This is a genomic window from Helicobacter suis (assembly GCF_902196135.1).
Lineage (GTDB): Bacteria > Campylobacterota > Campylobacteria > Campylobacterales > Helicobacteraceae > Helicobacter > Helicobacter suis_A.
The window spans coordinates 1-26,120 of record NZ_CABIKE010000001.1 but is presented as its reverse complement, the minus strand read 5'-3'; the positions used below and the strand labels follow the sequence as shown (position 1 = coordinate 26,120).

General features: G+C 40.5%; 25 protein-coding genes. 19 read left to right on the top strand and 6 right to left on the bottom strand.

Annotation, left to right across the window (positions count from 1 at the left end):
• Positions 1-3 precede the first annotated feature (3 nt).
• Entirely contained in the window at positions 4-1,449 is a 1,446-nt protein-coding gene (locus G6Q06_RS00125; RefSeq protein WP_163565343.1) for a peptidylprolyl isomerase, read from the bottom strand.
• A gap of 118 nt (positions 1,450-1,567) precedes the next feature.
• Between G6Q06_RS00125 and G6Q06_RS00120 the strand changes: the two genes are divergently transcribed.
• Genes G6Q06_RS00120 through G6Q06_RS00085 form a run of 8 tightly spaced genes read left to right on the top strand, consistent with a single transcriptional unit; the run spans position 1,568 to position 10,343 of the window.
• Positions 1,568-2,872 carry an adenosylmethionine--8-amino-7-oxononanoate transaminase gene (locus G6Q06_RS00120; RefSeq protein ID WP_163565342.1) on the top strand — a complete coding sequence of 435 codons (1,305 nt, stop codon included), beginning with the start codon at positions 1,568-1,570 and terminating at the stop codon, positions 2,870-2,872.
• Positions 2,873-2,929: 57 nt separating this feature from the next.
• Positions 2,930-3,655, top strand: coding sequence for a UMP kinase (gene pyrH, locus G6Q06_RS00115; RefSeq protein WP_006564028.1), 726 nt, complete (start codon positions 2,930-2,932; stop codon positions 3,653-3,655).
• Positions 3,656-3,679: 24 nt separating this feature from the next.
• Positions 3,680-3,895, top strand: coding sequence for a DNA-directed RNA polymerase subunit omega (locus tag G6Q06_RS00110; protein WP_006564029.1), 216 nt, complete (start codon positions 3,680-3,682; stop codon positions 3,893-3,895).
• Positions 3,882-6,197: a RelA/SpoT family protein gene (locus G6Q06_RS00105; protein WP_205435682.1), complete on the top strand. Its 2,316-nt coding sequence runs from the start codon at positions 3,882-3,884 to the stop codon at positions 6,195-6,197. Before G6Q06_RS00110 ends, G6Q06_RS00105 begins: the two co-directional genes overlap by 14 nt.
• Positions 6,198-6,200: 3 nt before the next feature.
• Positions 6,201-7,406, top strand: a complete 1,206-nt coding sequence (gene tyrS / locus G6Q06_RS00100) for a tyrosine--tRNA ligase (protein ID WP_163565341.1) — start codon at positions 6,201-6,203, stop codon at positions 7,404-7,406.
• 9 nt (positions 7,407-7,415) lie between these two features.
• Positions 7,416-8,507, top strand: a complete 1,092-nt coding sequence (locus G6Q06_RS00095) for a nitronate monooxygenase (protein WP_163533122.1) — start codon at positions 7,416-7,418, stop codon at positions 8,505-8,507.
• A complete protein-coding gene (locus G6Q06_RS00090; protein WP_163565475.1) occupies positions 8,503-9,585 on the top strand; it encodes an N-acetylmuramoyl-L-alanine amidase family protein in 1,083 nt (360 codons plus the stop codon). Before G6Q06_RS00095 ends, G6Q06_RS00090 begins: the two co-directional genes overlap by 5 nt.
• A gap of 5 nt (positions 9,586-9,590) precedes the next feature.
• Positions 9,591-10,343, top strand: a complete 753-nt coding sequence (locus tag G6Q06_RS00085; protein ID WP_163565340.1) for a hypothetical protein — start codon at positions 9,591-9,593, stop codon at positions 10,341-10,343.
• Here the strand turns inward: G6Q06_RS00085 and G6Q06_RS00080 are convergent.
• Entirely contained in the window at positions 10,321-11,013 is a 693-nt protein-coding gene (locus tag G6Q06_RS00080; protein WP_163533124.1) for an MqnA/MqnD/SBP family protein, read from the bottom strand. The genes G6Q06_RS00085 and G6Q06_RS00080 overlap by 23 nt on opposite strands.
• Before the next feature lie 88 nt (positions 11,014-11,101).
• Between G6Q06_RS00080 and acnB the strand changes: the two genes are divergently transcribed.
• From acnB to G6Q06_RS00045, 7 genes are all read left to right on the top strand, one after another.
• Positions 11,102-13,660, top strand: a complete 2,559-nt coding sequence (gene acnB, locus G6Q06_RS00075; RefSeq protein ID WP_163565339.1) for a bifunctional aconitate hydratase 2/2-methylisocitrate dehydratase — start codon at positions 11,102-11,104, stop codon at positions 13,658-13,660.
• A 59-nt stretch (positions 13,661-13,719) separates the two neighbouring features.
• Positions 13,720-14,379, top strand: coding sequence for an amino acid ABC transporter permease (locus G6Q06_RS00070; protein ID WP_163565338.1), 660 nt, complete (start codon positions 13,720-13,722; stop codon positions 14,377-14,379).
• A gap of 189 nt (positions 14,380-14,568) precedes the next feature.
• Positions 14,569-14,706: a hypothetical protein gene (locus G6Q06_RS00065; RefSeq protein ID WP_163565337.1), complete on the top strand. Its 138-nt coding sequence runs from the start codon at positions 14,569-14,571 to the stop codon at positions 14,704-14,706.
• A complete protein-coding gene (locus tag G6Q06_RS00060; protein WP_163565336.1) occupies positions 14,700-15,374 on the top strand; it encodes an amino acid ABC transporter permease in 675 nt (224 codons plus the stop codon). The genes G6Q06_RS00065 and G6Q06_RS00060 overlap by 7 nt, the downstream gene beginning before the upstream one ends.
• A gap of 1 nt (position 15,375) precedes the next feature.
• Complete coding sequence (locus tag G6Q06_RS00055; RefSeq protein WP_163565335.1) at positions 15,376-16,119, top strand: amino acid ABC transporter ATP-binding protein; 744 nt, start codon at positions 15,376-15,378, stop codon at positions 16,117-16,119.
• A gap of 41 nt (positions 16,120-16,160) precedes the next feature.
• Positions 16,161-16,997: a cysteine ABC transporter substrate-binding protein gene (locus tag G6Q06_RS00050; protein WP_163533130.1), complete on the top strand. Its 837-nt coding sequence runs from the start codon at positions 16,161-16,163 to the stop codon at positions 16,995-16,997.
• On the top strand, positions 16,994-17,938 hold the full coding sequence (locus G6Q06_RS00045; protein WP_163565334.1) for a D-2-hydroxyacid dehydrogenase: 945 nt from the start codon (positions 16,994-16,996) through the stop codon (positions 17,936-17,938). The genes G6Q06_RS00050 and G6Q06_RS00045 overlap by 4 nt, the downstream gene beginning before the upstream one ends.
• Here the strand turns inward: G6Q06_RS00045 and G6Q06_RS00040 are convergent.
• The 3 genes from G6Q06_RS00040 to G6Q06_RS00030 are packed head-to-tail and all read right to left on the bottom strand — an operon-like array spanning position 17,928 to position 21,646.
• Complete coding sequence (locus G6Q06_RS00040) at positions 17,928-18,974, bottom strand: phospholipase A (RefSeq protein WP_163533132.1); 1,047 nt, start codon at positions 18,972-18,974, stop codon at positions 17,928-17,930. The genes G6Q06_RS00045 and G6Q06_RS00040 overlap by 11 nt on opposite strands.
• The gene (locus G6Q06_RS00035; RefSeq protein WP_163565333.1) at positions 18,967-20,301 is read right to left on the bottom strand and encodes a sodium-dependent transporter; all 1,335 of its coding nucleotides are present in this window, start codon (positions 20,299-20,301) and stop codon (positions 18,967-18,969) included. Before G6Q06_RS00035 ends, G6Q06_RS00040 begins: the two co-directional genes overlap by 8 nt.
• Before the next feature lie 10 nt (positions 20,302-20,311).
• The gene (locus tag G6Q06_RS00030; protein ID WP_163533134.1) at positions 20,312-21,646 is read right to left on the bottom strand and encodes a sodium-dependent transporter; all 1,335 of its coding nucleotides are present in this window, start codon (positions 21,644-21,646) and stop codon (positions 20,312-20,314) included.
• A 117-nt stretch (positions 21,647-21,763) separates the two neighbouring features.
• Between G6Q06_RS00030 and G6Q06_RS00025 the strand changes: the two genes are divergently transcribed.
• Both G6Q06_RS00025 and G6Q06_RS00020 read left to right on the top strand, forming a co-directional pair.
• Entirely contained in the window at positions 21,764-22,153 is a 390-nt protein-coding gene (locus G6Q06_RS00025; protein WP_205435680.1) for a YbgC/FadM family acyl-CoA thioesterase, read from the top strand.
• Positions 22,137-22,394, top strand: coding sequence for an HP0495 family protein (locus G6Q06_RS00020; RefSeq protein ID WP_034376752.1), 258 nt, complete (start codon positions 22,137-22,139; stop codon positions 22,392-22,394). The genes G6Q06_RS00025 and G6Q06_RS00020 overlap by 17 nt, the downstream gene beginning before the upstream one ends.
• On the opposite strand, the gene G6Q06_RS00015 is transcribed toward G6Q06_RS00020, so the two are convergent.
• Entirely contained in the window at positions 22,360-24,069 is a 1,710-nt protein-coding gene (locus G6Q06_RS00015; protein ID WP_163565332.1) for a disulfide bond formation protein B, read from the bottom strand. The genes G6Q06_RS00020 and G6Q06_RS00015 overlap by 35 nt on opposite strands.
• Before the next feature lie 331 nt (positions 24,070-24,400).
• Here G6Q06_RS00015 and G6Q06_RS00010 point away from each other — a divergent pair, with 331 nt between their 5' ends.
• Both G6Q06_RS00010 and carA read left to right on the top strand, forming a co-directional pair.
• On the top strand, positions 24,401-24,952 hold the full coding sequence (locus G6Q06_RS00010; protein WP_163533137.1) for a DUF507 family protein: 552 nt from the start codon (positions 24,401-24,403) through the stop codon (positions 24,950-24,952).
• On the top strand, positions 24,949-26,064 hold the full coding sequence (gene carA, locus G6Q06_RS00005; protein WP_163565473.1) for a glutamine-hydrolyzing carbamoyl-phosphate synthase small subunit: 1,116 nt from the start codon (positions 24,949-24,951) through the stop codon (positions 26,062-26,064). The genes G6Q06_RS00010 and carA overlap by 4 nt, the downstream gene beginning before the upstream one ends.
• Positions 26,065-26,120 lie beyond the last annotated feature (56 nt).

The window sequence follows — 26,120 nt, the reverse complement described above, 5'->3', positions numbered from 1 at the left end:
CCCCTACTTGGCATAAACATGCACTTGATAGCGTTGTTTGAGCATAGCCACTAACATCGCATCAAAGGCTTGGGTTTTAAGATTACTCACAACCTGTTTAAAATCCTTAGAATTAGGGATAGGGTGTTTAAAATCTTGGGAGTAAACACGATAAAGCACAGCCTTAGGTCCTTTTAAAATCACAAAACCTTCTTTGTAGGGGTGTTTGAAGATATAACCCACCAACTCCTTAGAGGATTGTTCTCCTAAATCATGGATATTGCCTTTAAAATCAAGCGATAAGAAACCAATATCATCTCCTTTAAAGTAAGAAAGTTGTTTAGATGCCTCTTGCTTTAGCCATTTTCTTTGCTCTTGTTCTACCACAGCTATGCGCACCTCTTCTTTAGCCTCCTCAAAACTTTGGAGTTGATTAGCTTGTTTGCTAACAAGTTTAACAACCAACCAGCCGTCTTTATACTTTTGTGGCTTGAGTACCTCCCCCGGGCGCATCGTTTCTATTTTAGTGGCAATTTCTGCTGGGTAGGGTAATTTGGTTATCACCTCAGTAGCGGGTTTAAAAGTGTTATTTTTAAGCGCTAGGTATTTTTGCAAAGCTAAATCTCTTGTCTTTTCTTGGAGATAATCATGGTTAACTTTTGTTTTAACTTGCATGAAATCTTGTACTTTACCCTGTAAAGTGTAAACCTGTTTGTTTTTCTCATAGTAAGCTCGTAACTGCTCTTGTTTAGCAGGCTCTATATCTGTATCTGTGATGTGCAAGGCAGCTAGAGTGTAGCTAGGGGGTTTTTTATAGGTGTTTTTGTGCTGGTCATAATAATCCTTAAGGGCTTGTTGCGTAACCACCACCTCTTTAGGTTCTAAAACCTCAATGCGTACTTGATCCTGTAATTTTAAAGGCCATAAGAAAGATTCTTCTTCTAAAGGAGTGATAGCCTGAGGGAAGAGAGCTGAAATTTTTTGTAAAAGCAGGGCATTTTTAATCCCTTCCTCAAAGGCGCTAGGGCGGTAGTGGTTTTCTTGGAGTATTTTTTTATACAAAGCCTCATCAAAATGCCCCTCATTTTGAAACGCCGTACTCTTTTGAATTTCTGCTATCACCTCAGACCCACTCACCCCTAAACCCAAATCTAGCGCTAGATTTTTGAGCAAAGCTTGGTTAATTAAAAGAGTAAGCGCGTTGTGTTCAAGGCCTAATGCTTTCACCTCTTTTTCACTCAAATCTTTAAAATTAGGGATAGACTGGCTATAAATATCTAAAAGCCGTCTATGCTCCCTGTCTAATTCCTCCTCACTAATCAGTACGCGACCCACTTTAGCCACATTCCCATTAGCCATAGAAAAACTATACTGCCCCCAGCCAATCATGCCAGCCGCCACAAAAGCGATCGTGCTGACCCAAATCGTAACAACTAAATATTTCTTATGCTTTTGCATCCATGAGATCATGGGGATTTAAATCCTCTAGCGTACGCGATTTGTCTATAAGCTTTTATTATATTTTAAACTAGCTAAAATCTTGCTTTGTATTGTTAATCTTTTAGATAAAATGGTTTAAAGAAGTTTTATGGATATTTATAACAATGCTTATTGGAATACTCTAGATGTAGCTCATATTTGGCATCCTTGTAGCCAAATGCATGATTATAAAGACCTCCCTCTTTTGCCTATTCAAAGAGCAAAAGGGGTTTATCTTTATGATTTTGAGAATAAGCGCTATTTAGACGGGATTAGTAGCTGGTGGGTTAATCTCTTTGGGCATAATCACCCCTATATCAATGCCAAACTCAAAGAGCAAATAGAGAGTTTTGCCCATGTACTGCTTGCTGGCCTCACCCACCCCCAAATTATTACACTATCCAAACGGCTTTGTATTTTAAGTGGCTTTGATAAGTGTTTTTATGCGGATAATGGCTCTTCTTGTGTGGAAGTGGCCTTGAAAATGAGTTATCATAGCCACCTTTTAAAAGGAGAGATAAGAGAAATATTTCTCTCTTTGCAAAATGGCTACCATGGCGAAACTCTAGGGGCCTTAAGTGTGGGAGGTGTTGGGCTTTATAAGGATACTTATAGCCCGCTTTTTTGCACGCATTTACAAACCCCCGTACCTAAAAATACAGAAGATATTCCTAAAGCCTTGCAAGCCTTAGAGCGTATTTTAGATCAACACCACACCCGCATCAGTGCCTTTATTTTAGAACCTTTGATTCAGTGTGCCGGCTGCATGCATTTTTATAGCGCTGACTATGTTAAAAAAGCTACGCGCATGTGCCAAGAAAGGGGTATTCATGTGATCTTTGATGAAATCGCGGTGGGCTTTGGGCGCACAGGGAGCATGTTTGCCTTTGAACAATGCGGGGTTAAACCGGATTTTTTATGCCTCTCTAAAGGCATTTCTGGGGGGTATTTGCCTTTGGCCGTGCTTTTAACCACAGATAGCATTTATCACCAGTTTTACGCCCCCTATGCTAATAATCAAAACTTTCTCCACTCCCATAGCTACACAGGCAACGCTTTAGCCTGTGCGTGTGCTAATGCTACGCTTGATCTTTTTGAACAAGAGGGCGTGGTTGTAAAAAACCAAGAACTAAGTTTAGCAATTCAAGCGATTATGCAAGAGTATTTAGCAGGGCTTAAGGGTGTGGTTAATTTGCGCGCTTGTGGCATGGTTTTTGCCTTTGAATTAGAGGGCTATACTAAAGATTTACGCTTAAGTTTAGCGATCTTTCAAAGGGCTTTACAAAAGGGCTTGTTATTGCGGCCTCTTAACAATACTATTTATTTCATGCCCGCCTACACTATCACACAAGAGCAGGTACAAAAGGCTATGCAGACCATAAGAGAGGTTGTTTTAGAGTTGATTCAAACTTAAGCATCCTTGTTGTACAATAGCGCCCTTGTCTAGTATTCACAAAGGTAAGCGGGATTTATGCAGAATAAAACACATTCTAAAAAGCGCGTATTGGTTAAGTTTTCAGGCGAAGCTTTGGCCGGAGAAAGCAATTTTGGGATTGATATTCAAATTCTAAGTTATATTGCCAAAGAAATTAAAACACTAGCCGATCACGGTATTGAAGTGGGGATTGTGATTGGAGGAGGCAATATTATCAGGGGAGTGAGTGCGGCTAAGGGAGGCATTATTCGGCGCACAAGCGGGGATTATATGGGCATGTTAGCCACAGTGATTAATGCAGTTGCCATGCAAGAAGCCCTTGAGCATATGGGTTTAGATGTACGGGTACAAAGTGCGGTAGAAATTAAAGAAGTGTGTGAAACTTATATTTACCGCAAAGCCATTAGGCATTTAGAAAAAGGGCGGCTTGTTATCTTTGCTGCTGGAACCGGTAATCCTTTTTTTACAACAGACACCGCCGCTACGCTTAGAGCCATTGAAATTGGAGCAGATTTAATTGTCAAGGCCACTAAAGTAGATGGCATTTATGATAAAGACCCTAACAAATTTGAAGACGCTAAAAAAATTGATGTTATTGGTTATAACGAGGCATTAATTGGCAATATTGAGGTGATGGATGATACCGCCATTTCTCTAGCCAAAGATAACCAACTGCCCATTGTCGTGTGTAACATGTTTAAGCAAGGTAATCTTTTGCATGTGATCAAGGATCAAAAGGGCGTTTTTTCTATGGTCAAATAAATAACCCAATCATAAAGGACACATTTGAGAACAGAAGAAATTGTAGCTAAGGCACTAGAAAGAGTTAATGGAGATCGCTATATTTTATCTAACCTCATCTTTTCTCGGGTTAGACAACTAGGAGCGGGTACAAGGCCTTTAGTGGCGATGGATATTAAAACCCATAAACCAACAGATATTGCTATTCTTGAAATTGCAGAGGGAAAAATTAGTCTAGATCGCATTGATGAAAGATACTAAGACTCATCCTTATGGTGGTCTGCTTGAAATTCTAGAACTGCTTAAGGAAGTTTCTGGGCCCAGTGAAGCTATTGATGTTTTAAAAAACACCACCTCTATCACTCCCAAGATCGCCCAAGCACTCGATCTAGCCACGCACTACCACCAAGGACAAATGCGAAAGGGAGGAGGCCCTTATATCACGCATCCTATTTGTGTGGCTTGTATTGTGGCCTTTTGTGGGGGCGATGAGGCAATGATTTGTGCTTCTTTATTGCACGATGTGGTGGAGGATACACCATGTGAAATTGGACAAATTGTAGAACTCTTTGGAGAAGATGTAGCCAATTTAGTAGATGCCTTGACTAAAATTACAGAAATCCGCAAAGAAGAGCTAGCTTTTGATCCCCAAAACCCTAGACTTGTAACTTCTGCTCTTACTTTTAGAAAAATTCTAGTGAGTGCTATTAAAGATCCTAGGGCTTTGGTGGTTAAAATTAGCGACCGGTTACACAATATTTTAACTCTTGATGCTTTGAGTCGGGATAAACAAATCCGCATCTCTAAAGAAACTTTGGCCGTTTATGCCCCCATTGCTAGCCGTTTGGGCATGTCCTCTATTAAAAACGAATTAGAAGATAAAAGTTTTTATTATATTTACCCTCAAGAATATCAAAGTATCCAGTCTTATTTAAACAAAAGCAAACAAGCCCTTTCCCTTAAGCTTAATCAATTTGCTAGCAAGCTTGAAAAAATGTTTTTTGAAGCTGGGTTTTTAGAAACAGATTTTCAAATCACCACCCGTATTAAACGCCCTTATTCTATCTTTTTAAAAATGCAGCGCAAGGGAGCGGTGAATAAAGATGAAATTTTAGATTTAATGGCAGTCCGTGTTTTGGTGCATACACCTTTAGAATGCTATAAAATCTTGGGCATTGTACATTTGCGTTTTAAACCCATTGTTTCGCGTTTTAAGGATCACATTGCTTTGCCTAAGGAAAATGGCTACCAAACCATACACACCACTATTTTTGATGAATCCTCCATTTATGAGGTACAAATCCGCACCTTTGATATGCACATGGGCGCAGAGTATGGCAATTCAGCGCATTGGAAGTATAAAGCCGGAGGCGCAGAGCCAGAGAGTCTTAAATGGCTACACAACCTTAAATACCAAAGCGAGGATAATAAAGACAATCCTAGAGAATTTTATGATTTAGTACAAAATGATTTATACCGCGAGGACATCACGGTCTTTTCACCCAGTGGGGATAATTACACTTTACCAGCTGGGGCTATTGTTTTAGATTTTGCCTATATGATTCATAGCGAATTAGGCGATAAGGCTAAAGAGGCTTTTGTGAATAATAAAAAAGCCTTGCTTAATCAAGAACTCAGAAGTGGCGATGTGGTTAAAATTATTAAGGGTAAAAAGAGTATCCCGCGCTTTACTTGGATTAACCAGCTACGCACTTCTAGGGCCAAAAGCCATCTTAAACTCCAGCGCAAAAACCAAATTAAAGAGATTGACTCTAAAAGCATGATTAATATCCTCAACTCCATTTTTGAATCCCCGATTTTTGAGGCTGATATGGGGGCTAAGCAGTATTTGCTCTTTGAAAAAAAGTTAGCCGAGCATGGGGTGGAGTGTAGTTTGAGTGAGGCGATGAAAAGCATTGATGGGGTGAGAAAATTAGTTGAAGAAATCCAAGCAAAGGTCCCGCAGATAGCACAGCACACACGGAGCGAACAACGCCTTTTTGGCTTTGTGATGAAAAATTTAATGCAGTTTCGCTTCACACGGATTTTAAATAGGCCTTTGCCCTCTGTTGGGCTTAAAAGATGTGATTTAGAAAATTTCATTATCTATACAAATCCCCATGTGCATGTTAAACAGGTGGTGTTTAATGATTGTTGCCACCCTAAATACCAAGATGAAATTATGGCTATCATGCCAAATTATAAAGATCATAAGGTTGTGGTACACCATAAACTATGCAAACAAGGCGGGCTAGATATTGATCTTGGTTTGCCTATGGTTTTTATTGAGTGGAGCAAGAGAAGTAAAGAGATTTATAAAATTATTATCCATGTTAGCAACACAAAAGAAGCATTGTTGCATCTTCTAACTTTTTTAATCAAAAACGATTGCCATATTGTGGGAGTCCACTACCGCGGTTACCGGGATAATTTTTCCTCCCATTGTGAAATTCTATTTGAATACAATGCTAAAGAAGTGAGGGCGTTTAAGGATATTGTCATGCGCAAGTATCAAGAAAGACTAGGGGAATTTTCCAGTCTTAAAGACGCTTATCAGGATTAAAGGATGCAAATGGAACTCAAACACGCTATGGCAGACATCACAAGGGGCATGGGAGAATGCATTGGCTTAGAATATTTACAAAGCCTTGTAGAGAGATTTTATAACACAGGTAATCGTTTCAGCGCTAAGGCCGGATTTGACCCCACCGCTCCAGATTTGCATTTAGGGCATATGGTTTTACTTAATAAACTAGCTACTTTGCAAAAACACGGCGCACGGGTGCAGTTTGTAATCGGGGATTTTACCGCTACTATAGGCGATCCTAGTGGCAAGAGCGAAACGCGCAAGATTTTAAGCTTTGAGGAGGTGTTAGAAAATGCCAAGACTTATAAAGAACAAGTGTTTAAAATTCTAGATCCAGATTTAACCGATGTGTGTTTTAATAGTGCATGGTTAAAGCCACTAGGGGCAGAAGGGTTGCTTGTCTTGACTTCTAAATTCTCAGTAGCTAGAATGCTTGAGCGCGATGATTTTGAGAAACGCTATAAAGAGAATAAGCCCATTAGCGTGGTGGAGTTCATGTATCCGCTTTTACAAGGTTATGACTCGGTGGCTTTAGAATGTGATATAGAATTAGGGGGTAATGATCAAAAGTTTAATTTATTGGTGGGGCGGTTTTTACAGCGATCTTATGGGCTTTCTAAGGAACAAAGCGTGTTGACCATGCCCTTACTTGAAGGACTTGATGGGGTGCATAAGATGAGCAAGAGTTTGGGTAATTATATTGGTATAAATGAGAATCCAAAAGAGATGTATGCCAAACTGCTAAGCATTAGCGATGATTTGATGTGGCGTTATTACGAGCTTTTAAGCGCACAAACAAGCCAACAAATCGCCCTTTTAAAACAAGGCGTACAAGAAGAAAAATTACACCCTAAAGCAATCAAAGAAGAACTAGCCCTAGAAATCACAACCCGTTTACACTCTTTAAAACAGGCTCAAGAAGCCAAAGCAGAATTTGATCGCATCAGCCATAAACAAATCCCTAGCGAGCTTATACAGATGCAATTTAGCGAAGGGGTTTGGATTGCGGCACTGCTTAAAAATGCGGGGCTAAGCCCTTCAACCTCACAGGCTAGACGGGATATTAAAGCTGGTGGAGTGCGTATTAATCAAGTTGTGATCTTAGATGAACAGTACCAATTTTCTAAAGGGAGCTATGTTGTGCAAGTGGGCAAGAGAAAATTTATACGGGCTATCATTGCCTAAAGAGCGTACATGATCTCCACACTCAAACCGCTTAAAATCGGTAAACACATTCTTAAATACCCCATTTTTCAAGGGGGCATGGGGGTTGGAATTAGCTGGGATGAACTAGCCGGGAATGCCGCTAAAGAAGGGATTTTAGGTGTGATCTCAGCCGTAGGCACGGGTTATTATAAAAACATGCGCTTTGTAGAAAAAATCGTAGCCAAAAAGCCTTTTGAGGCTCTTAATTTTTACTCCAAGCAGGCTTTGATAGAAATCTTTAAAAATGCCCGTAAAATCTGTGGGTCTAATCCGCTAGGGGCTAATATCTTGCATGCGATTAATGAATACGGGCGGGTGGTGCGCGATGCTTGCGAAGCGGGGGCTAATGTAATTATTACCGGAGCCGGGCTACCCACTAACATGCCCGAATTTACCAAAGATTTTCCCAGCGTAGCCCTTGTACCTATCATCTCCTCTATTAAGGCTTTGCACATTATTTGTAAACGCTGGAGTGCGCGTTATAAAAAAATCCCGGATGCGGTGATTGTAGAGGGCCCTTTAAGTGGGGGACATCAGGGGTTTAAATACGAGGATTGTTTTAAAGAGGAATTCCAGTTAGAAAATTTAGTCCCCGGCATTGTAGAGGCTAGCAAAGAATGGGGGAATATCCCTATTATCGCAGCCGGGGGTATTTGGGATCGTAAAGACATTAATAAAATGCTCTCTTTGGGTGCAAGTGGGGTACAAATGGCCACGCGCTTTTTGGGCACCAAAGAATGTGATGCTAAAGTCTATGCGCAGATTCTACCCTCTTTGAAGAAAGAGGATATTGTACTCATCAAATCCCCCGTAGGCTATCCAGCCCGTGCTATTAACACTGGTGTACTTGAGCGCATTAAAGAGGGTAATGCGCCTAGAATTGCTTGTGTGAGTAACTGTGTAAGTCCTTGTAACCGCGGTGAGGAGGCTAGAAAAGTAGGCTACTGTATTGCCGATGGATTAGGCCGTGCCCATCAAGGTAATCGCACAGAAGGCCTATATTTTACGGGAGCTAATGGGTATAGGATTGAAAAAATTATCAGTGTGCATGAACTCGTGCAAGAGCTGATTTTGGATTGAATGGGTGCGCTATTTTTTAGTCTGCTTATTATTACAAGTAGGGCTTTATGCCCATGTTCTTAAAATTACAGAGGTTGTCCCCTTTGGTGTTAGCAATCTGCGCATTAGCTTTAACCAAGATATTAAGCGCAGTGTTTTTAAAGAAATAGCGCTTAATCGCTTTAAAGCTCTTTTACAAATCCATGCTAAACTCATGCCTGCTCCTAGAAACTACCATTTTGCCAACCAAACCTCTATTAAAATTACCTCTGGAAAATTAGTTAAAGTGTGGATTAATATCCACAAAAACATGGCCTATCGCCTTAAACTAACCCATAATCATCTTTATATTTTCCTAGAAGAATTTTTAATTGCTCAATCTAAACCTCCTTTTAAAAACCCTCCCTTAAAAAAAACCAAGCGCTTTAAAGTCGTGATCGATCCCGGGCATGGCGGGCATGATTGTGGGGCAATGGGCGTTAATGGTGTGTGTGAAAAGCGTATTGTACTGGCGGTGGCTAAATATCTCCAACAAGAACTCCAAAACCGCGCCTATCAAGTTTACATGACTCGTAACCAAGATATCTATGTGGATTTAAAGACGCGTACTGAATTTGCCAATAACAAAAACGCCGATCTTTTCATCTCTATCCATGCTAATTCTATCCCCAAGCACAGCAACACCAATCCACAAGGTGTAGAAACCTATTTTCTCTCCACAGCCCGCAGTGAAAGGGCGCGTAAAGTGGCGGAGCAAGAAAACCAAGATGATGTAAAAGTCATGGATTATTTTTCTAAACTCTCCTTTTTAAATTCGCTTAATTCCCAGCGCCTCATTATTTCTAATAAATTAGCCATTGATATTCAGTTTGGGATTTTAAACAGGTTGCGCCAACGCTATAAAGATGTCGTAGATGGGGGCGTTAGAGAGGGGCCTTTTTGGGTGTTAGCTGGGGCTTTAATGCCCTCAGTGCTCATTGAAATTGGCTATAACTCCAATCCTAAAGAATCTAAACGCATTCAGGATAAACGCTACCAACAGGCTTTAGCAAGAGGGATTGCCGATGGTGTGCAAAGTTTTATTAGTAAAAATTATTGATTCTCATGCAAAAAATCAATCTTTACAAAGTGGTGTTTTCCTCAATTTTCTTTATCCTCTTTGTCATCACAAGCCTTTCTTTACTGCTCTCTACCTTTGCCCATGATTTTACGCAACTCTTTAATATCTTTAATAAACACTTTTACCGCCCCCTAATTCCTTTTCTTTATATCTGTGGTGTATTCATGTCTTTGATCTATCTAGTACTTTGTGCATGGCATAAAAACCGCGCACTCATTCCCCAAATCGTGGCATTTATCGGGGGGGTACTCTTTATATACCTATGCTTTATCCCTCCTATCCCTACTCCTGCTTTTTTATTCGCATTCTTTTTCTATCTTGCATTTTTTTTACTAGGAATGATCTGGTTTCATTTCAGAAGTAAGAAATTTAAAAACAAATATCTGATTCTTTTTGCCCCCTCTCTTAATACCTGTTTGGTTACTCTTTTTGCTAGCGCTCTGCAGACTTATTTTTTAACCCATAGCCTGCAAGCATGGCTAGATTGGTTTCTCTTTTGTCTTGGACTAGTGTTATTGTTAGTTTTACTTGCTAGACATAAAGAGTATTTTGGGCTTTATGAATACGCTAATTTATTGGTACTAGTAGCCGGGATTTTAGTGTTTTTATTAAGTGCGCCTATTTTATTTCAAACAGAGCGCTATAATGAAGCCCGTTGGTCGTTTTATTTGCTAGGCTTTTTGGGGTGGTATGGGGAGTGGATGTATACTAGCTTTAAAAACGACGGGGTCCCTTAATTCTTTTAAGGCGCAACTCGCGATAAAAACAACGCAAAGAAAACTCCTCTTTAGCGCGCAAGCGGTATTTAATATGCTTAAGATACTCTAAAATCTGTAAGCGCTTTAGCTGGCTCACACGCGCCCTTTGCTCTAAAATATAAAAAGGAATCTTGATCTTTTTAGCATAAAAGGCGCGGGCTAGGGTTTGGTAAAAAGAGTTATGAGATTGGAAACAAAAACGGCCAAATACAAAGGGCAATTTTTTTTGTTGATACCAGCAGGTGGCCATGTCTATAAAATTTGGCTTATTCCCTTCTTTGTAATAAAAACGCAGGGCTTTATCCCCGATTAAAACCTGCCCCTTAAGCCCAAGAATTTGGCAAAGAGCATTAGAGGTATTTGATTGGCTATCCATTTTAGGCGCAGTTTGTACCACTAAAACACTTAACACTTGTTTTTCTCCAATAATGCCACAGGGGGTAACTTGTCTTTTACGCCAAGAATTAAAACCAGCAATAGAGGAGATAAAACCCGCATCAATGCGTTTAAAAAGAAAATCGCGGTTGAGTTTAGCCGGATAGGTTTTTTTGTGGTTTAAAAACTGCTTGAAATGAGAGGGTGTGGGGTAGGCCTTAATAAAAACATCAAAGGGAAGTAGGTTTAAATAATCAATTTTTCCAAAGCGCATACACAACCTTACTTAATAATCTTTTAGACATGGCAAAAAAATAACCGAGTTGTTATATACTACTAAGATAAACCTAGAAGGAGTTGATATGTTGAATTTTTTACAAGAATACCAACAAATCACGCGGGAGCGCGCTAGGGAGCATATCCCTCCCTTGCCCTTAAACGCAGAACAAGTAGAAAGAGTGGTCAATATCCTTTTGTACTCTAATGATAAAGCAGAGTGCAACGAGGCTAAGGATTTATTAATCCATCGTGTGAGCCCGGGTGTAGATGAGGGAGCAAAGGTTAAAGCAGAATTTTTAGGCAATCTTGTGAGCAAAAAAGTAGAATGTGCACATTTTAGCCCTTTAGAGGCGGTAGAGTATCTAGGAACTATGCTTGGGGGCTATAATGTTGCGCCTCTCATTGAAGCCTTGCAAAGTAGCGATACAGAAATTGCTAAGGCCGCTTGTAATGCCCTTAAGGCAACTTTGCTTGTTTATAACTCTTTTGAGATCATCGCTGAACTAAGCCAAACTAACGCTCTTGCTCAAGAGGTCTTAAAATCTTGGGCTGAGGCTGAATGGTTTTTAAATAAACCGGCTTTACCCGAAAAACTAGAGCTGTGCGTACTTAAAATTGATGGGGAAACTAATACCGATGATTTAAGCCCAGCTAGCGATGCCTTTACCCGTAGCGATATTCCCTTGCATGCAAATGCCATGCTTAAAAATCGCATAGAAAATTACCAAGAACGCTTAATAAATATCAAATCTAAAGGCGTGCCGGTGGTGTATGTGGGCGATGTAGTGGGTACAGGTAGTTCACGCAAAAGCGCGACTAATTCCATTATGTGGCATTTTGGGAAAGATATTCCTTATGTACCCAATAAAAGAACGGGGAGTGTGGTCATTGGGGGAGTGGTTGCGCCTATTTTCTTTGCCACTTGTGAGGATAGTGGGGCTTTGCCCATAGTCGCAGATGTGAAGGATTTAAAAGAGGGAGATATTATTGAGGTCTATCCTTATAAGGGTGAAATCTGTAAAGAGGGCAAGGTGGTTAGCTCGTTTAAATTAGAACCCACCACTCTAGCTGATGAATACCGCGCGGGGGGGCGTATCCCTCTAATTATTGGGCGCTCTCTAACGAACAAGGCGCGTAAATTCTTAAACCTCCCCCCCTCTGATGTCTTTGCTAAACCAGAACAACCCAAAGAAAGCACAAAAGGCTACACTCTAGCCCAAAAAATCGTAGGGAAAGCCTGCGGAGTAGAGGGCGTGCGACCGGGGGAGTATTGTGAACCGCTTGCTAGCACTGTAGGTAGTCAGGATACAACAGGAGCGATGACACGCGATGAAGTCAAGGAATTAGCTAGCCTGCATTTTGAGGCAGATTTTGTATTACAGTCTTTTTGCCACACGGCAGCTTATCCAAAACCCTCTGATGTGCGCTTACAATCCACTTTGCCGCAGTTTTTCACGAGTAGAGGCGGGGTAGCTTTACGCCCTAAAGATGGGATTATCCACTCTTGGCTTAATCGCATGGGCTTACCGGATACCTTAGGCACTGGTGGGGATAGCCATACCCGTTTCCCTCTTGGGATTAGTTTTCCAGCTGGTAGCGGGCTTGTAGCCTTTGCAGCCGTAACTGGGACCATGCCCTTAAACATGCCTGAATCTGTACTCGTGCGCTTTAAAGGAGAGATGCAACCGGGCATTACGCTTAGAGACCTTGTAAATGCCATTCCCTACTATGCGATCAAACAAGGTTTGCTCACTGTGGAAAAAAAGGGCAAGAAGAATATTTTCAATGGTAAGATTTTAGAGATTGAGGGGCTGGGTGATATTAAAATTGAGCAGGCTTTTGAGCTTAGCGATGCTAGTGCAGAAAGAAGCGCGGCAGCTTGTACTGTGCGCTTGAATAAAGAGCCTATTATTGAATATCTAAGCTCTAATATCAAACTCATTGAGCAAATGATTGTCAATGGCTATGAACACCAAGAAACTCTAAGGAGGCGAGCACAAAAAATGCAAAGCTGGATTAATAACCCAGTTTTACTTGAACCCGATGCAGATGCTGAGTACGCTGCGGTGATTGAAATTGATTTAAATGAGATTAAAGAGCCTATTTTAGCCTGCCCTAATGATCCAGATGATGTGGCTACACTTAGCGAAGTGCTCAATAATCCCAAACGACCCCATAAAATTGATGAGGTCTTTATCGGGAGTTGCATGACTAATATTGGGCATTTTAGAGCCTTTGGGGAGATTGTAAAAGGTGCGGGGGCTTCGCCTATCCGCCTTTGGATCGTGCCTCCTACTAAAATGGATGAAAAACAGCTCACACAAGAGGGTTATTTTGCTATCTTTGGGGCTGCTGGGGCACGGACTGAGGTTCCGGGCTGTAGTTTGTGCATGGGCAATCAAGCACGGGTGCGCGATAATGCGGTGGTGTTTTCTACCTCCACCCGCAACTTTGATAACCGCATGGGCAAGGGTGCGCAGGTGTATTTAGGCAGTGCTGAATTAGGCGCGGTGTGTGCGCTACTGGGTAAAATCCCCACTTCTAGCGAATATTTAGAACTTGTGGCTGACAAACTAGAGGCGCGTAAAGCCGAAATTTATCGCTATATGAATTTTCATCTCATGGAGTCCTTTAGTTTATAAGCTTATTTTAAGCACAACCCTATATGCTCCTGAAATTTTGAGGGGCTAAGGGGTGTAGCTTGGAGCTTGATTGGTCTTTTATGTTGCATGCAATCCCTGTTTTTGTGCAGGGTTTAAAAATCAGCCTTTTAATTGCCTTTTTTGGGATTTTAGGCGCAACTCTACTAGGTTTTTTAGTAGCGCTTTTATTGTTTTTTAAAACACCTTTTCTTGCGCTCTGTGCGCGGGTATATGTAGAGATAGCTAGAAATACCCCCCTGCTTATCCAGCTTTTCTTTCTTTACTACGGCTTAAAAGAAATTGGTTTTTCTTTAAGTGCCATGCAATGTGCGATTATCGGGCTTTCTTTTCTAGGTGGGGCTTATATGGCAGAGAGTTTTTTACTAGGTTTAAAGGCCCTGCCTAAAGTGCAAATAGAGGCGGCTTTAAGTTTGGGATTGAATCGCTTACAAAGTCTTTATTATGTCTTGCTCCCACAAAGTCTAGCCATCTCTTTACCCTCTTTAGGTGCAAATGTGATTTTTCTATTAAAAGAAACCTCCGTTGTAAGCGCCATTGCTTTAACAGATGTGATGTTTGTGGCTAAGGATCTCATAGGCATTTATTATAAAACCACAGAGGCGCTCATCCTCTTGGTTTTAACTTACTTGGTGGTTTTATTGCCTTTGAGCCTACTTTTTAGAACCCTTGAGCAATTTTATAAGAAAAAAACATGGTAGGGGTTTGCTTGCTTTTTAAACATGTAAAAATCCTGCGCTGGTTATTTATTCTCTTGTTACAAAATTCTTTTGTAAAGAGATTTTTAGAGGTTTATAGTGTGATCGCAGCCCTTTTAAATATCCTAGATAATAAGAGCGCGTTTATCCTTTTACTGAAAAGTTATACTTCTCTTGGCTTAAAGGGAATTTGTGATCTACTCGGGTAAGTCTTTTAAAAGAGGTTTTAATGCTATGGGCATGCAAGAGAAAACCGCGCCCTATAAAGTAATTTATTCCAAACACATAGAAAATAACTACTTCACATTTTGTAAAAATAGAGCATGTTAGAAAGTTTATTTTTATTAGAGCCTGATAATCTAGCCCGTCTCTTTGAAGGTTTAAAAACCACGCTATTTATCGCCCTGTTTTCCATTGTTATTTCTATTATCGGGGGGCTTTTAATGGGGGTTGTGATGGCTTTTTGTACTAAATCTGTGCGCTTTTTATGCCATTTGTATTTGGAGAGCGTGCGCATTATCCCTTTGCTTGTTTGGCTCTTTGTGGTGTATTTTGGACTTTCTGCATGGTTTAACTTACACATTAGCGCGGAGGTTGCTAGCGTGGCGGTTTTTAGTGTGTGGGGCGTAGCTGAAATGATGGATTTAACCAGAGGCGCGCTCACCTCTATTAGCCCGCATCAAACCTATAGCGCAAAGGCTCTAGGCTTAAAACCTTTGCAAATTACCTTTTTTATTCTCTTCCCTCAGGCTTTTCTTGCCCTTTTACCCTCTAGTGTCAATCTTTTTACCCGCATGATCAAAACCACCTCGCTTGTATCTTTAATCGGTGCGATAGATTTATTAAAAGTAGGCCAACAAATGATTGAAGTCAATCTCTTTAAAATGCCCCATGCGAGTTTTTATGTCTATGGCTGGATTTTTGTGGTGTACTTCATGCTTTGCTATCCGCTCTCTTGTTTGAGCAAGTGGCTAGAGAAAAAATACCACAGGGGCTAATATGCCAATTTTGGAAACCAAACAACTTAAAAAAACCTATGCAGAACATGTCGTGCTTAATGGCATTGATTTTAGATTGCAAAAAGGCGAGGCGGTGGTGATTTTAGGGCCTAGTGGCTGTGGTAAAAGTACTTTTCTGCGCTGTTTAAATGGGCTAGAACCCATACAGGGAGGTTCGATCTTTTTTAAGGGGCTAGAAATTAGCGCGCCTAAGACAAATTGGAATCAAATCCGCCAACACATCGGCATGGTTTTCCAAAGTTATGAGCTTTTCCCGCATTTAAGCGTCTTACAAAATATTTTGCTAGGTCCTTTAAAAGTTCAAAAGCGCGCTAAAGAGGAAGTAGAAGAAAAGGCCATTACTCTTTTAAAACGTGTGGGATTAGAACACAAAAGACAAGCCTACCCAAGGGAGCTTAGCGGGGGGCAAAAACAAAGAGTGGCCATTGTCCGGGCGCTGTGCATGGAGCCGGAGGTGATGCTTTTTGATGAAGTAACCGCCTCACTCGATCCAGAAATGGTTAAAGAAGTGTTAGATGTGATCTTAGAGCTAGCCAGTGAGGGAATGAGTATGATCATTGTAACCCATGAAATGAAGTTTGCTAGAAAAGTAGCTGAGCGCATTGTATTTTTTGATCAAGGACAAGTGGTAGAGCAAGCCCCCCCACAGGAATTTTTCACTTCACCTCAATCTGAACGGGCACAGAAATTTTTAGAAATTTTTAATTTTTTAGGTGCTTGTTAGTTTTTTGCTGTTAGACTGGGCAATTTCGCAAGGAGTTTTGTATGCGTGCATTCTTAAAGTTCTTTGGAGTTTTTAGCGCTTTGGTAGCGCTCTTCTTAGTTGGGTGTTCTGATCACAAATCCAAAGCTCAAGAGGGGCTTTCTGCTATCAAAGAGAGAGGAATATTAAGAGTAGGCGTTTTTAGCGATAAGCCCCCCTTTGGCTTTGTAGATAGCAAGGGGCAATACCAAGGTTTTGATGTTTACATTGCTAAACAGATAGCTAAGGACCTGTTAGGTGATGCAAAGAAAATCCAGTTTATACCCGTTGAAGCGGCTGCGCGGGTGGAGTTTTTAAAGGCCAATAAGGTAGATGTGATCATGGCTAATTTTACCAAAACCAAAGAGAGAGAGGCGGTAGTGGATTTTGCTAAGCCTTATATGAAAGTGGCTTTAGGCGTGGTGTCTAAAGATGGGGTTATTAAAAGCGTTGCTGATCTGAAGAGCAAAAATCAACCTTTGATTGTCAATAAAGGCACGACAGCAGATTTTTACTTCTCTAGAAATTATCCTTCTATCCACCTGCTTAAATACGATCAAAATACCGAAACCTTCTTAGCCCTTAAAAATAACCGCGGGATAGCCTTAGCACATGATAATACGCTTTTATTTGCATGGGTGAAGCAAAACCCCGAATTTAAAGTGGGCATTCCTAATTTAGGCGAGCAAGATGTGATTGCTCCAGCGGTGAAAAAGGGCGATAAGACTTTATTAGATTGGCTCGATCAAGAAATAGACAAGCTTACTAAAAGTGGTTTTATGAAGGAGGCATATAACACCACGCTTAAGCCTATTTATGGCAATGATATTAATCCTAGCACGGTTATTTTTGAACAATGAAACCTATAGCTGTTGTACTAGAGGCGCTTTCTCTAGGGCGTAAAAATAAGTTAGACGCTTTGGCTGAGTTTGTAGAGCTCATCTCTTATCCGGGAACTTCTCAGGATTTGGTGCTGGAGCGCTGTAAAGAGGCTGAGATTGTGATTTTAAATAAAGTCCCGCTAGATGGGCAAACCTTAAAATCTCTTCCCAAACTCAAGTGTATCTGTATCACCGCGACGGGTACAAATATGATCGATCACGCTGTAGCAAAAGAGTTAGGCATACAAATTAAAAATGTCGCTGGTTATTCTACCCATAGCGTTACTATGCATACTTTTGCTTTGGCTTTGAGCCTACTTTCTAATATGGCCTATTACGATCACTACTGCAAGAGTGGGGAGTATTGCAAAAGTGAGATTTTTACCCATTTTAATAAAGATTTAATCTCTTTAGAAAATAGGCAATGGGGGATTATTGGGCTTGGAGCGATTGGTAAAAATGTGGCGCGTATTGCAAAGAGTTTTGGCGCGTATGTGAGCTATACCTCTACTAGTGGGCGCAATAGCGATAATACTTACCCGCAAAAGCCCCTAGAAACTCTGTTGCAAGAAAGCGATGTGATCTCTATCCACGCCCCCCTCAACGATCAAACCCATAATTTAATCCGCACCAAAGAACTTAAGCTTCTTAAAGAAAGAGCTATTTTGATTAATGTGGGGCGGGGTGGGATTGTTAATGAGGAGGAGGTGGCTAAGGCTCTTAAAGAACAAAACTTTTACTACGCCACAGATGTGTTAGAAAAAGAGCCTATGGTGGCTAATCACCCTTTTTTAGATAAAAGTATCCAATCTAAGCTTTTACTCACACCCCACATCGCATGGGGTTATGGGGATTCAATCAAAAAACTCATTGTGGCCACGATTGAAAATGTAAAGGAGTATTTACAATCTAGGGGTTAAGGCGGATGCCCACCCCAAAGCGGTTAGAAAAGACATTATACTCATAAAGCCCATCTCCATAGCCGTTAAAATACTGCAAATAAAGCCCTACAAAGCGGCTAATCCTAAAGGTATAGCCTATGCGAATCGCTCCATGCCAACGCCTGTAGCGCCAATAATCTGTAAAAATATCATAGAGTCTAAGTTCAAAATGATGTCTACCTCTACGATAATCCACTAGGGCATTGCCATAACCCATGTAGGCAATCAAATCAGGGTTAGATTGGTTATAAGGGATATAAGGCCAGTAAGCCACATTGATTTTTAACCCGCCCTTTTGCCAAACCAAGTGAAACACAGGGCGCTGACCCGCGCTCACAGAGCGACACCCCCCCTCATACACTCTTTGGCCATCTTCTTTAATAACCGTTACCGGATTTCCCGGAAAAGCCCCTAAAGCGTTGCCATTGGCATAGGGCTGATAACATTGTCTGCCCCCAATACCATTAGAAATATGTTGCCAACCGATCCAAAACTCGCTAAAAGTCCCCCAACTCTTTTTAAAAAGCGGGATTTTAAGCGGATAAATATAGATAAGCTCGGGCATATAGTTAACCATGCGCATGGGCGCGCTTTGGGGGTTATTATAGATTTGAAACCAGTTAGTTTCAGTATAGGCTAAATAAAGTGTGCCTTTTGTGTAGAGGAAATGGTGAATTACAGGCACTTTAAAACTAATTTGGAATTTAAAATCTACAGGTTGGTAGCGATTAATATCCGGGTGATACCACTGATAAATAGGGGTGAAGCTATAATAAAGGGGTAGAAAATAAGTTCCCCTATATTCCATGATGTCTAGGTATTTTTTGGCAAATTCTATAAGGATATTGTGCTTTTTAGGTCTTCTTGGTGCGACCTCCCAGCTGTTTTTGAGATTGTAGTACCAAGGTTTGTAAAAATTTGTAGAAATAGGATCATCGTCCTTTTTAATTTGTGGGTTAAGAAAGTCTGCCTTGAGCGTAGCTAGCAAAACAAATGCTAGTGCAATTCTACGCATTTTTGCTAAATTGCAAAACTAAAATTAAAAAGACAACCACAGGTGCAACAAAGCGCACCGCAAAAAACCACACTAAAAAACCCAAGCGACTCAAAAAGCGTTTACTAGATTTGTAAATGCGTTTTTTATCCATGAAATAACCTAAAAAGATCACAGAAAACAACCCACCCAAAGGCATGAGTATGCTAGAGGTGATAAAATCCATCCAAGCAAAAATATTCTTGCCTCCAAAAGTAAGGATTGATGCATAATCTTTACAACCAGATAGAATAACTAATAGACCTAAAATATAGGTTAATAAACCAACAAACCAACATGCTTGGGTGCGATTCCACTTAAAATGGTGCATTAAATATAAAACAGTAGGCTCAACGATAGAAACGGTAGAGGTGATGCCTGCAAAAATCAAGGCCAAAAAGAATAAGAGGGCTACAATAGAGCCTGCTAATCCCATTTGGTGGAATACAAGTGGTAGAGAAATAAAAACTAAACCCACCCCTTGTGAGGGTTTGCCATGGAAATTAAAAACGAAAGTAAAGATCATTAAGCCAGCAATGAGAGAAATAGCAATGCCGGGCAAAACCACCCATAAAGAACTCCCCAATAAATTCTCATCAGACTTAGTAAAAGCAGCATAGGTGGCAATAGTTCCCACGCCTAAACTCAAGGAAAAAAACATTTGCCCTAGCGCGCTAATTAAAACCTGCATGGTGATCTTGCTACTATCAAAGACAAACATGTAATGCAAAGCTTCATGAAAACTTGGCATGGACATGGCATAAATTAAAAGTCCGATAAAAACCAAAAATAAAAGAGGCATGAGATATAAGCTTAGGCGTTCAATCCCCTCTTTAATGCCCTTAGAGACGATATAAACAGTGAGCCATAACCATAAACTAAAGCCTAAAATTGGCCAAAATAAATCTACAGTGCTAAGATGTGTAAATAAGGCTTTAGAAGCTTTTAAAGAGCTAGGTAAATGAAAACTAACTTTAACAAGATAATAAAATACCCAGCCTAGTACAACCGTGTAAAAGGATAGGATCATAGGGCCTGTGCATAAAAAAATGGCGCTAAAACGCCAAACTTTTTTGTGCTTGGTGTTGAGATGCTCATAACAAGATACAACATCTTTACGCCCCAAGTTTCCAATGATCATATCTACTAGCAACATAGCAATGCCCAAACTTAAAGCTAAACCCAAGTACAGCAAAACAAAAGCCCCCCCACCATTGCTACCTGCCATGTAAGGAAAGCGCCAGATATGCCCTAACCCAATTGAACTACCCAAAGTGGCTAAAATAAATCCGAGTCTTGAAAAACCCAAATTTTACCTCCTAACCTTGGATGAGTTTAACCACCCAAATAATGAGAATAACCAAAGGAGCGATGTATTTTAAAAGAAACACCCATATTAAAAACACCTGTTTGCTCAGAAAGTGCAAACTCACTGCATAGAGTTTAGTTTTACTCACAACCCAGCCTACAAAGATAACCGAGACTAGCCCCCATAAAGGCATTAAAATAGAGGTAGAGAAAAAATCTGTCAAATCAAAGAGATCTTTATTGAAAAAACTCAAATGGGGTTTGTAAGTTTTATTCAAAGAAAGAATTAAAAGTACACCCACAAGGAAAATCCCTAGCGTAACAAGCCAAGTAGCTTTTGTGCGTGAATAGTTTTTATCCACTAAATAGCGCACGGGAGGTTCTAATAGAGCAATGGTAGAGGTGATGCCTGCAAAAGCTAGGGCAGCTAAGAAAAGAATAGAAACCACGCTTCCTATCACTCCCATTTTAGAAAAGACCACCGGTAAAGAGACAAAAATAAGGCCTGCACCTTGTGAAGGGTTAGCCCCGTATTCAAAGACAAAGGTAAAAATCATTAAACCAGCGATGAGAGAAATACAAATACCGGGTAAAACCACCCAAATTGCGCTTTGGAGTAAATCCTGCTTGTGGTGGGTAGAGGAGGCATAAGCGATATTAATCCCAATGCCTAAACTAAGCGCAAAGAAAACTTGACCTAAGGCGTTTACAAAGACTTTTTGATTAATGTCTGCTAAACGGATACCAAACATGAAATCTAAAGCTTTACCAAAGGAATTTTGCGTACTTGCATAGATTAATAAGCCAATAAAGATAATAAATAACAAGGGCATTAAAACAAAATTAAGTTTTTCAATCCCGTCCTTAATTCCCTTAGAAACAATCCAAGCAGTAAGCCATAAAGTCAAGCTAAAACCAGCTAGTTGTTTGAGAATAGAGTCTTCTAGGAGATGATTAAGAATTTGTTCTGAAGTTTTAACATCTGTGGGCAAGTTAAAACTCACGACAAATAAATAATAAAACACCCAGCCTAAGACAATAGAATAAAAAGTTAAGATAATAGGCCCTGTAAAGAGCATCAAACCTGCATATTTCCAGCGCCTTTTATTAGGGTGTGGATCGAGTGCATCAAAGGCGGAGGCGACATCTTTTTGGGTGCTTTGCCCAATCACCATTTCAGCAATGAGCATGGTAAGCCCGACGGTGAGCGCAAGAACTAAAAATAAAATCACAAACCCGCCCCCTCCACTAGTTCCAGCCATGTAAGGAAAGCGCCAAATATGCCCTAAGCCTATCGAGCTTCCTAAAGCGGCTAACACAAAACCCAATCTCGAAAAGCTATGCACCTAAATCTCCTTTCTTGGTGGAATGATAAAAAAAGTATGCATTCTAGCATGATAATCATTAAGGTTTACCATATCTTTACAAAAACATGGCCTGATCTAACCTTAATAGGGGAGCGCATGCAATTAAGAGTTTATTACGAGGATACAGATAGCACGGGTTTTGTCTACCATGCTAACTATCTTAAGTACTGCGAGAGAGCTAGGAGTGAAATTTTCTTTCAAGCTAACACCACCCCACAAAATGAACGATATGGGTTTGTGATTAAAAGCTTGCAAGCAGACTTTATAGCCCCAGCACTTTTAGGGGATTTTTTAGAAGTGATCACAAAACCCATTGTACTTAAAAAAGTAAGCTTAAGTTTACAGCAAGAGATTTTAAGGCTAGAAAATAAACCCATGTTGCTTTTTAGCATGCAAATTAAACTAGGCTTTATTGATTTATCCACTAAAAGGCCGGCTAGTATTCCTGATTCTTTTTTAGAGATTTTGCATGGATTCTACGCATAAAGCAACCATTACCTACCCTTGCTTGTGGGAGTATAGCCTTATTACAGACAAGCCAAAAGCTCTTTTAGAGGAATTACCCCACCTCTTAGAAAATCTTAAATACCAAGTTTATACTAAAAACACTAGCGCTCAGGGCAAATACACCAGCATGAAACTCTCCTTAGTGGTGAGTAGCGATGCAGAGCGCTACGCTCTTTTTGAAAAGCTTAGCAACCATGCGTTTGTAAAATGGGTGCTTTAAGGGTGGGCTTTTCTGCGGGGGGTAAATCTAAAGAGAGATTGGAAATATCTAAAGTATAAAAAATATCGTGGTGTTTGGAGTAGCCGGTGATGATGAGCTGGTTATCCATGAAGGCTAGGGCGCTAGCGTTTTGAATTACACTAGGTAGTCCGTAGGCATCTATAATCGTGGCATCATAAGGATTAATCACCAACAAAGCGTTATAGGCCTTACTGAGCGCAAAGAGTCGTCCTTGATAAAAAGAAAGCCCTGTGATGTAAAATTCCCCTAGAGTGCGCTTATTTTTAAGAGGTGTGCGTTTAGAAGTTTGCACAACACTTTCAGAACTCAAACCCAAATCTTGATCGAGCATGCTAACTAAAATTAGTTTTTTGTAGTACTTGTTAGGGACTGTGAGCATGTAAGTGTGGATACCATCACTTCTAGCGCTTAAAATATAGTGAGTAGAGGCGCGGCTAGTACGCAAACGGCTACGGCCAATTTCATCAAAATGATGCGCCCCTACTAGAAAATTTTGAAAGTTATTATGGGCTTTGGGATTGTAGTGTATATCTACACTACTTTTATTAGCGCCCATGAGACGAATCGTGCTGCCTACCATATTTGCCCCTACAAGACTTCCCACCGTTACAGAATAATGCCTATCTAAGATTAAATGTGCCAAGACCTTTTGTAGCGTTGTATCTACGATGTATAACCCTTCATTTTGGGTAGTGATTAAAAAGGCATTTTTAAACAAAGCATTATTGCCTGCAAACACATTTGGGGAAAAATGATAGGGTGGGGGTTTAAGCGCGGGAGCACACCCTTCTGAGATAGGTTTTTCTATGCCAAAACCGCCCAATAAATCCGTTGTTATACTAGAGGGTTGTTTGGGTTGTTGTTTTTTTTCAGAAGTGGCTAGAAAGTTAAGATCGCTAATCGGAGAATTTAAAGATAATTTGCTGATTCTTTGCTCTAAAAGGCTTAATTCTTTGGTAATCACAATAGGGGCATGGTGGTAGTTGCGATCAAAGGGGTATTCTTGGTTAGCTAAAATGGGTTTGTCCACTATGCGTTTGCTAAAAATTCTAGGAAAACCCATGTAATTCCAACTTTGCGTACTCCAAATATTTTCAGCAAATTTCCAAGAAAAGCGGATGGGATTGCCATGCCCTAAATAGGGAAAAGGTCCGGTAGAAATAAAAGCTTGGAGCATATTAGAGGCAGCCAGCGCACTAAAAATAGCAAAAGCCCAACGATTAGAGCGGGTGAGTTGGCGGGGGTGATCTTGGGTATTAAAATTAGGCGCAAAGAATAATAAAGAACCCAAAACAAGCGCAGCTAGCCAAAACACTAATTCAGCCCAAAATTGGGTGTGTAGTCTAAAAATAGTGAGCGCAAACCCTTGCCCTACATCCTCAAGCGCGTGGTTGCCTAGATGATAAAAACTTTGGTATAGCCCCCCTACAATGATAAGTAGCATAAGAGCGATGTATTTAGGTTTAAGCCCATAGCGCAAGATAAACAAGCCAGAGAGGGCAATATAAACCATGCTTTGGCGCTCAGCCCAGCATAAAATACAAGGAGAGTCATGGTAGACAAAACCCAAGATCAAATTTGCAATACCCACAGGAAAGGCCACAATGGCGATAATGGCCAGAGAAAAGAGAAAATAAAAGGTACGCGCCTGCATTTAACTCCTTTGACATACTCCCCGCGCGTTAAGCTAGAGGATTGAGAGGATCATCATAGGCTAGCTAGCTAGTAGCGATCTAGCGGCCTCTACTCTTAGAGTTGAGCCCTTACTCTAGCGATTGTAGCACAAAACCTTTAGCACATGCGCCAGCACATGCGCCTTAATCGCTTTAGCTAAACTTGCGGGCTTTAGCACGCAGTGGGTAAAAAAATCCGCAAATTTTAACATGCCAAAGTTAATCGCCAATTCTGCAACTTTTTAGAAATAATTTTTCTGTTAGATTATGTTAAAATAACGCCCAATTTAAAGATTATGGATGGAGCAACAGATGAGATTAAAACCAAACCACATCCGCTACATCGTCAATAAAATCGCCCAGGATCTAGTCCAATCCACCCTTTTAGAACTCAAAGGCACTTTAGAATCCCTCACCCAAATTACACTTTCTGTTGTACAAGAAAATGTGGATCAAGAAGTTGCCATTGATCATAGAGCGCGGGATTTATTAGAGGAAAATTTAGATGAAATAGAATTCATGCGCATGGATGAGCGGCAACTTTTCTGGATGATTAAAAAACAATTAGCGCTTAAAGAGGATTTTGTATTGGGCTGGGAAGATCGTTGCAATCTGCTTTCACATAAGATTTTAGAAAAAATTTTAGAAGAAGATTTGCTCATGTTTTCTGTTTCAGAGAACTTAATCCGCAATGTGATTTTTAAATCCATAGACACTTACGCTAAACTCTATGAGAGCATAGAATTAGAAGTGAGCGAGAAAATCAAAAATTACAAACGCAAACTCCCTGTGGGTAGCGATGAATATGAACTAGTCTTTGATCGCATGTATGAGGAAGAATTGCGCAAAAAGGGTTTCCTATAGCCACTATTCTATTTGAAAACGGGTTATTTTTAGAAGCACAAAGTTTTGGGGCTTGTGGGCTTGTAGTGGGTGAGGTGGTGTTTAATACAGCCATGAGCGGGTATGAGGAAATCATTAGCGATCCAAGTTATTGTGGGCAGTTTGTGGTGTTTAGCGCCCCTGAGGTGGGGGTTGTGGGGATTAATGAAATGGACATGGAATCTTCTCATAGTTTTTGTGCGGGCATTCTGGTACGAAATTATCCTAGTTGTTATTCTAATTTTAGAGCTAGACAAAGTTTGGGAGCGTTTTTACAAAAACAGGGGATTTTAGGGCTGTGTGGACTTAATACCCGCGCATTGGTTGGAATGCTTAGAGATGAGGGGGCGATGCGAGCTATCATCTCTACAGATAATCTAGATAAATCAGAGTTACAAAAACTTTTACAAGCTTCAAATCCTACCCAACATCTTATCCCCCCCTTTTTTCCTACAAAACCCCACACGCAAGGGTATTTTGACTTTACAAACCTAGAATATCAAGAGAAAGATAACCCGCGCTGTGTGGCTGTGCTAGATTTTGGAGTAAAACGCAATATTTTAAATTGCCTTGTACAGGTGGGTTTAAAACCTTTATGTTTTTCCCCAGAGAGCAAGGCAAGTACGCTAATAGAGGCTTATAAAAGAGGGGAAATTGTCGGGATTTTAATTTCTAATGGTCCGGGCGATCCGCTTTTTTTAAAGCATGCTATCTATGAGATTAGCGATCTAATTGAGGCTAAAATCCCTATTTTAGGTATTTGTCTAGGACACCAGCTACTTAGCATCGCCCATGGCTATAATACCTATAAACTTAAATTTGGCCACCATGGGAGCAATCACCCCGTGCTTAATCTAGCTACAAAGCGCATTGAAATTAGCGCCCAAAACCATAATTATTGCGTACCCGATCAGCTCTTAAAAATAGCCACTCTCACTCACCAAAATTTATTTGACGGCACGATAGAGGGAGTGTGCTACAATGACGCCCCCATTCTTTCTATCCAGCACCACCCTGAGGCTAGCCCTGGTCCTCATGATGGGCTTTATATTTTCCACCACTTCACAAGGATGCTCCATGAAAGCAGAGAATAACACCCAAAACATTGATGAACTCTTTGAAGAATTTGAAGAGATCAAAGATGATTTAA

Bases quoted from the DNA above. Each gene is read 5' to 3' on its own strand.
- G6Q06_RS00125 (WP_163565343.1), bottom strand. From the start codon at position 1,449: ATGATCTCATGGATGCAAAAGCATAAGAAATATTTAGTTGTTACGATT.
- G6Q06_RS00120 (WP_163565342.1), top strand. From the start codon at position 1,568: ATGGATATTTATAACAATGCTTATTGGAATACTCTAGATGTAGCTCAT.
- pyrH (WP_006564028.1), top strand. From the start codon at position 2,930: ATGCAGAATAAAACACATTCTAAAAAGCGCGTATTGGTTAAGTTTTCA.
- G6Q06_RS00105 (WP_205435682.1), top strand. From the start codon at position 3,882: ATGAAAGATACTAAGACTCATCCTTATGGTGGTCTGCTTGAAATTCTA.
- tyrS (WP_163565341.1), top strand. From the start codon at position 6,201: ATGCAAATGGAACTCAAACACGCTATGGCAGACATCACAAGGGGCATG.
- G6Q06_RS00095 (WP_163533122.1), top strand. From the start codon at position 7,416: ATGATCTCCACACTCAAACCGCTTAAAATCGGTAAACACATTCTTAAA.
- G6Q06_RS00085 (WP_163565340.1), top strand. From the start codon at position 9,591: ATGCAAAAAATCAATCTTTACAAAGTGGTGTTTTCCTCAATTTTCTTT.
- G6Q06_RS00080 (WP_163533124.1), bottom strand. From the start codon at position 11,013: ATGCGCTTTGGAAAAATTGATTATTTAAACCTACTTCCCTTTGATGTT.
- acnB (WP_163565339.1), top strand. From the start codon at position 11,102: ATGTTGAATTTTTTACAAGAATACCAACAAATCACGCGGGAGCGCGCT.
- G6Q06_RS00060 (WP_163565336.1), top strand. From the start codon at position 14,700: ATGTTAGAAAGTTTATTTTTATTAGAGCCTGATAATCTAGCCCGTCTC.
- G6Q06_RS00055 (WP_163565335.1), top strand. From the start codon at position 15,376: ATGCCAATTTTGGAAACCAAACAACTTAAAAAAACCTATGCAGAACAT.
- G6Q06_RS00050 (WP_163533130.1), top strand. From the start codon at position 16,161: ATGCGTGCATTCTTAAAGTTCTTTGGAGTTTTTAGCGCTTTGGTAGCG.
- G6Q06_RS00045 (WP_163565334.1), top strand. From the start codon at position 16,994: ATGAAACCTATAGCTGTTGTACTAGAGGCGCTTTCTCTAGGGCGTAAA.
- G6Q06_RS00040 (WP_163533132.1), bottom strand. From the start codon at position 18,974: ATGCGTAGAATTGCACTAGCATTTGTTTTGCTAGCTACGCTCAAGGCA.
- G6Q06_RS00025 (WP_205435680.1), top strand. From the start codon at position 21,764: ATGCAATTAAGAGTTTATTACGAGGATACAGATAGCACGGGTTTTGTC.
- G6Q06_RS00020 (WP_034376752.1), top strand. From the start codon at position 22,137: ATGGATTCTACGCATAAAGCAACCATTACCTACCCTTGCTTGTGGGAG.
- G6Q06_RS00015 (WP_163565332.1), bottom strand. From the start codon at position 24,069: ATGCAGGCGCGTACCTTTTATTTTCTCTTTTCTCTGGCCATTATCGCC.
- G6Q06_RS00010 (WP_163533137.1), top strand. From the start codon at position 24,401: ATGAGATTAAAACCAAACCACATCCGCTACATCGTCAATAAAATCGCC.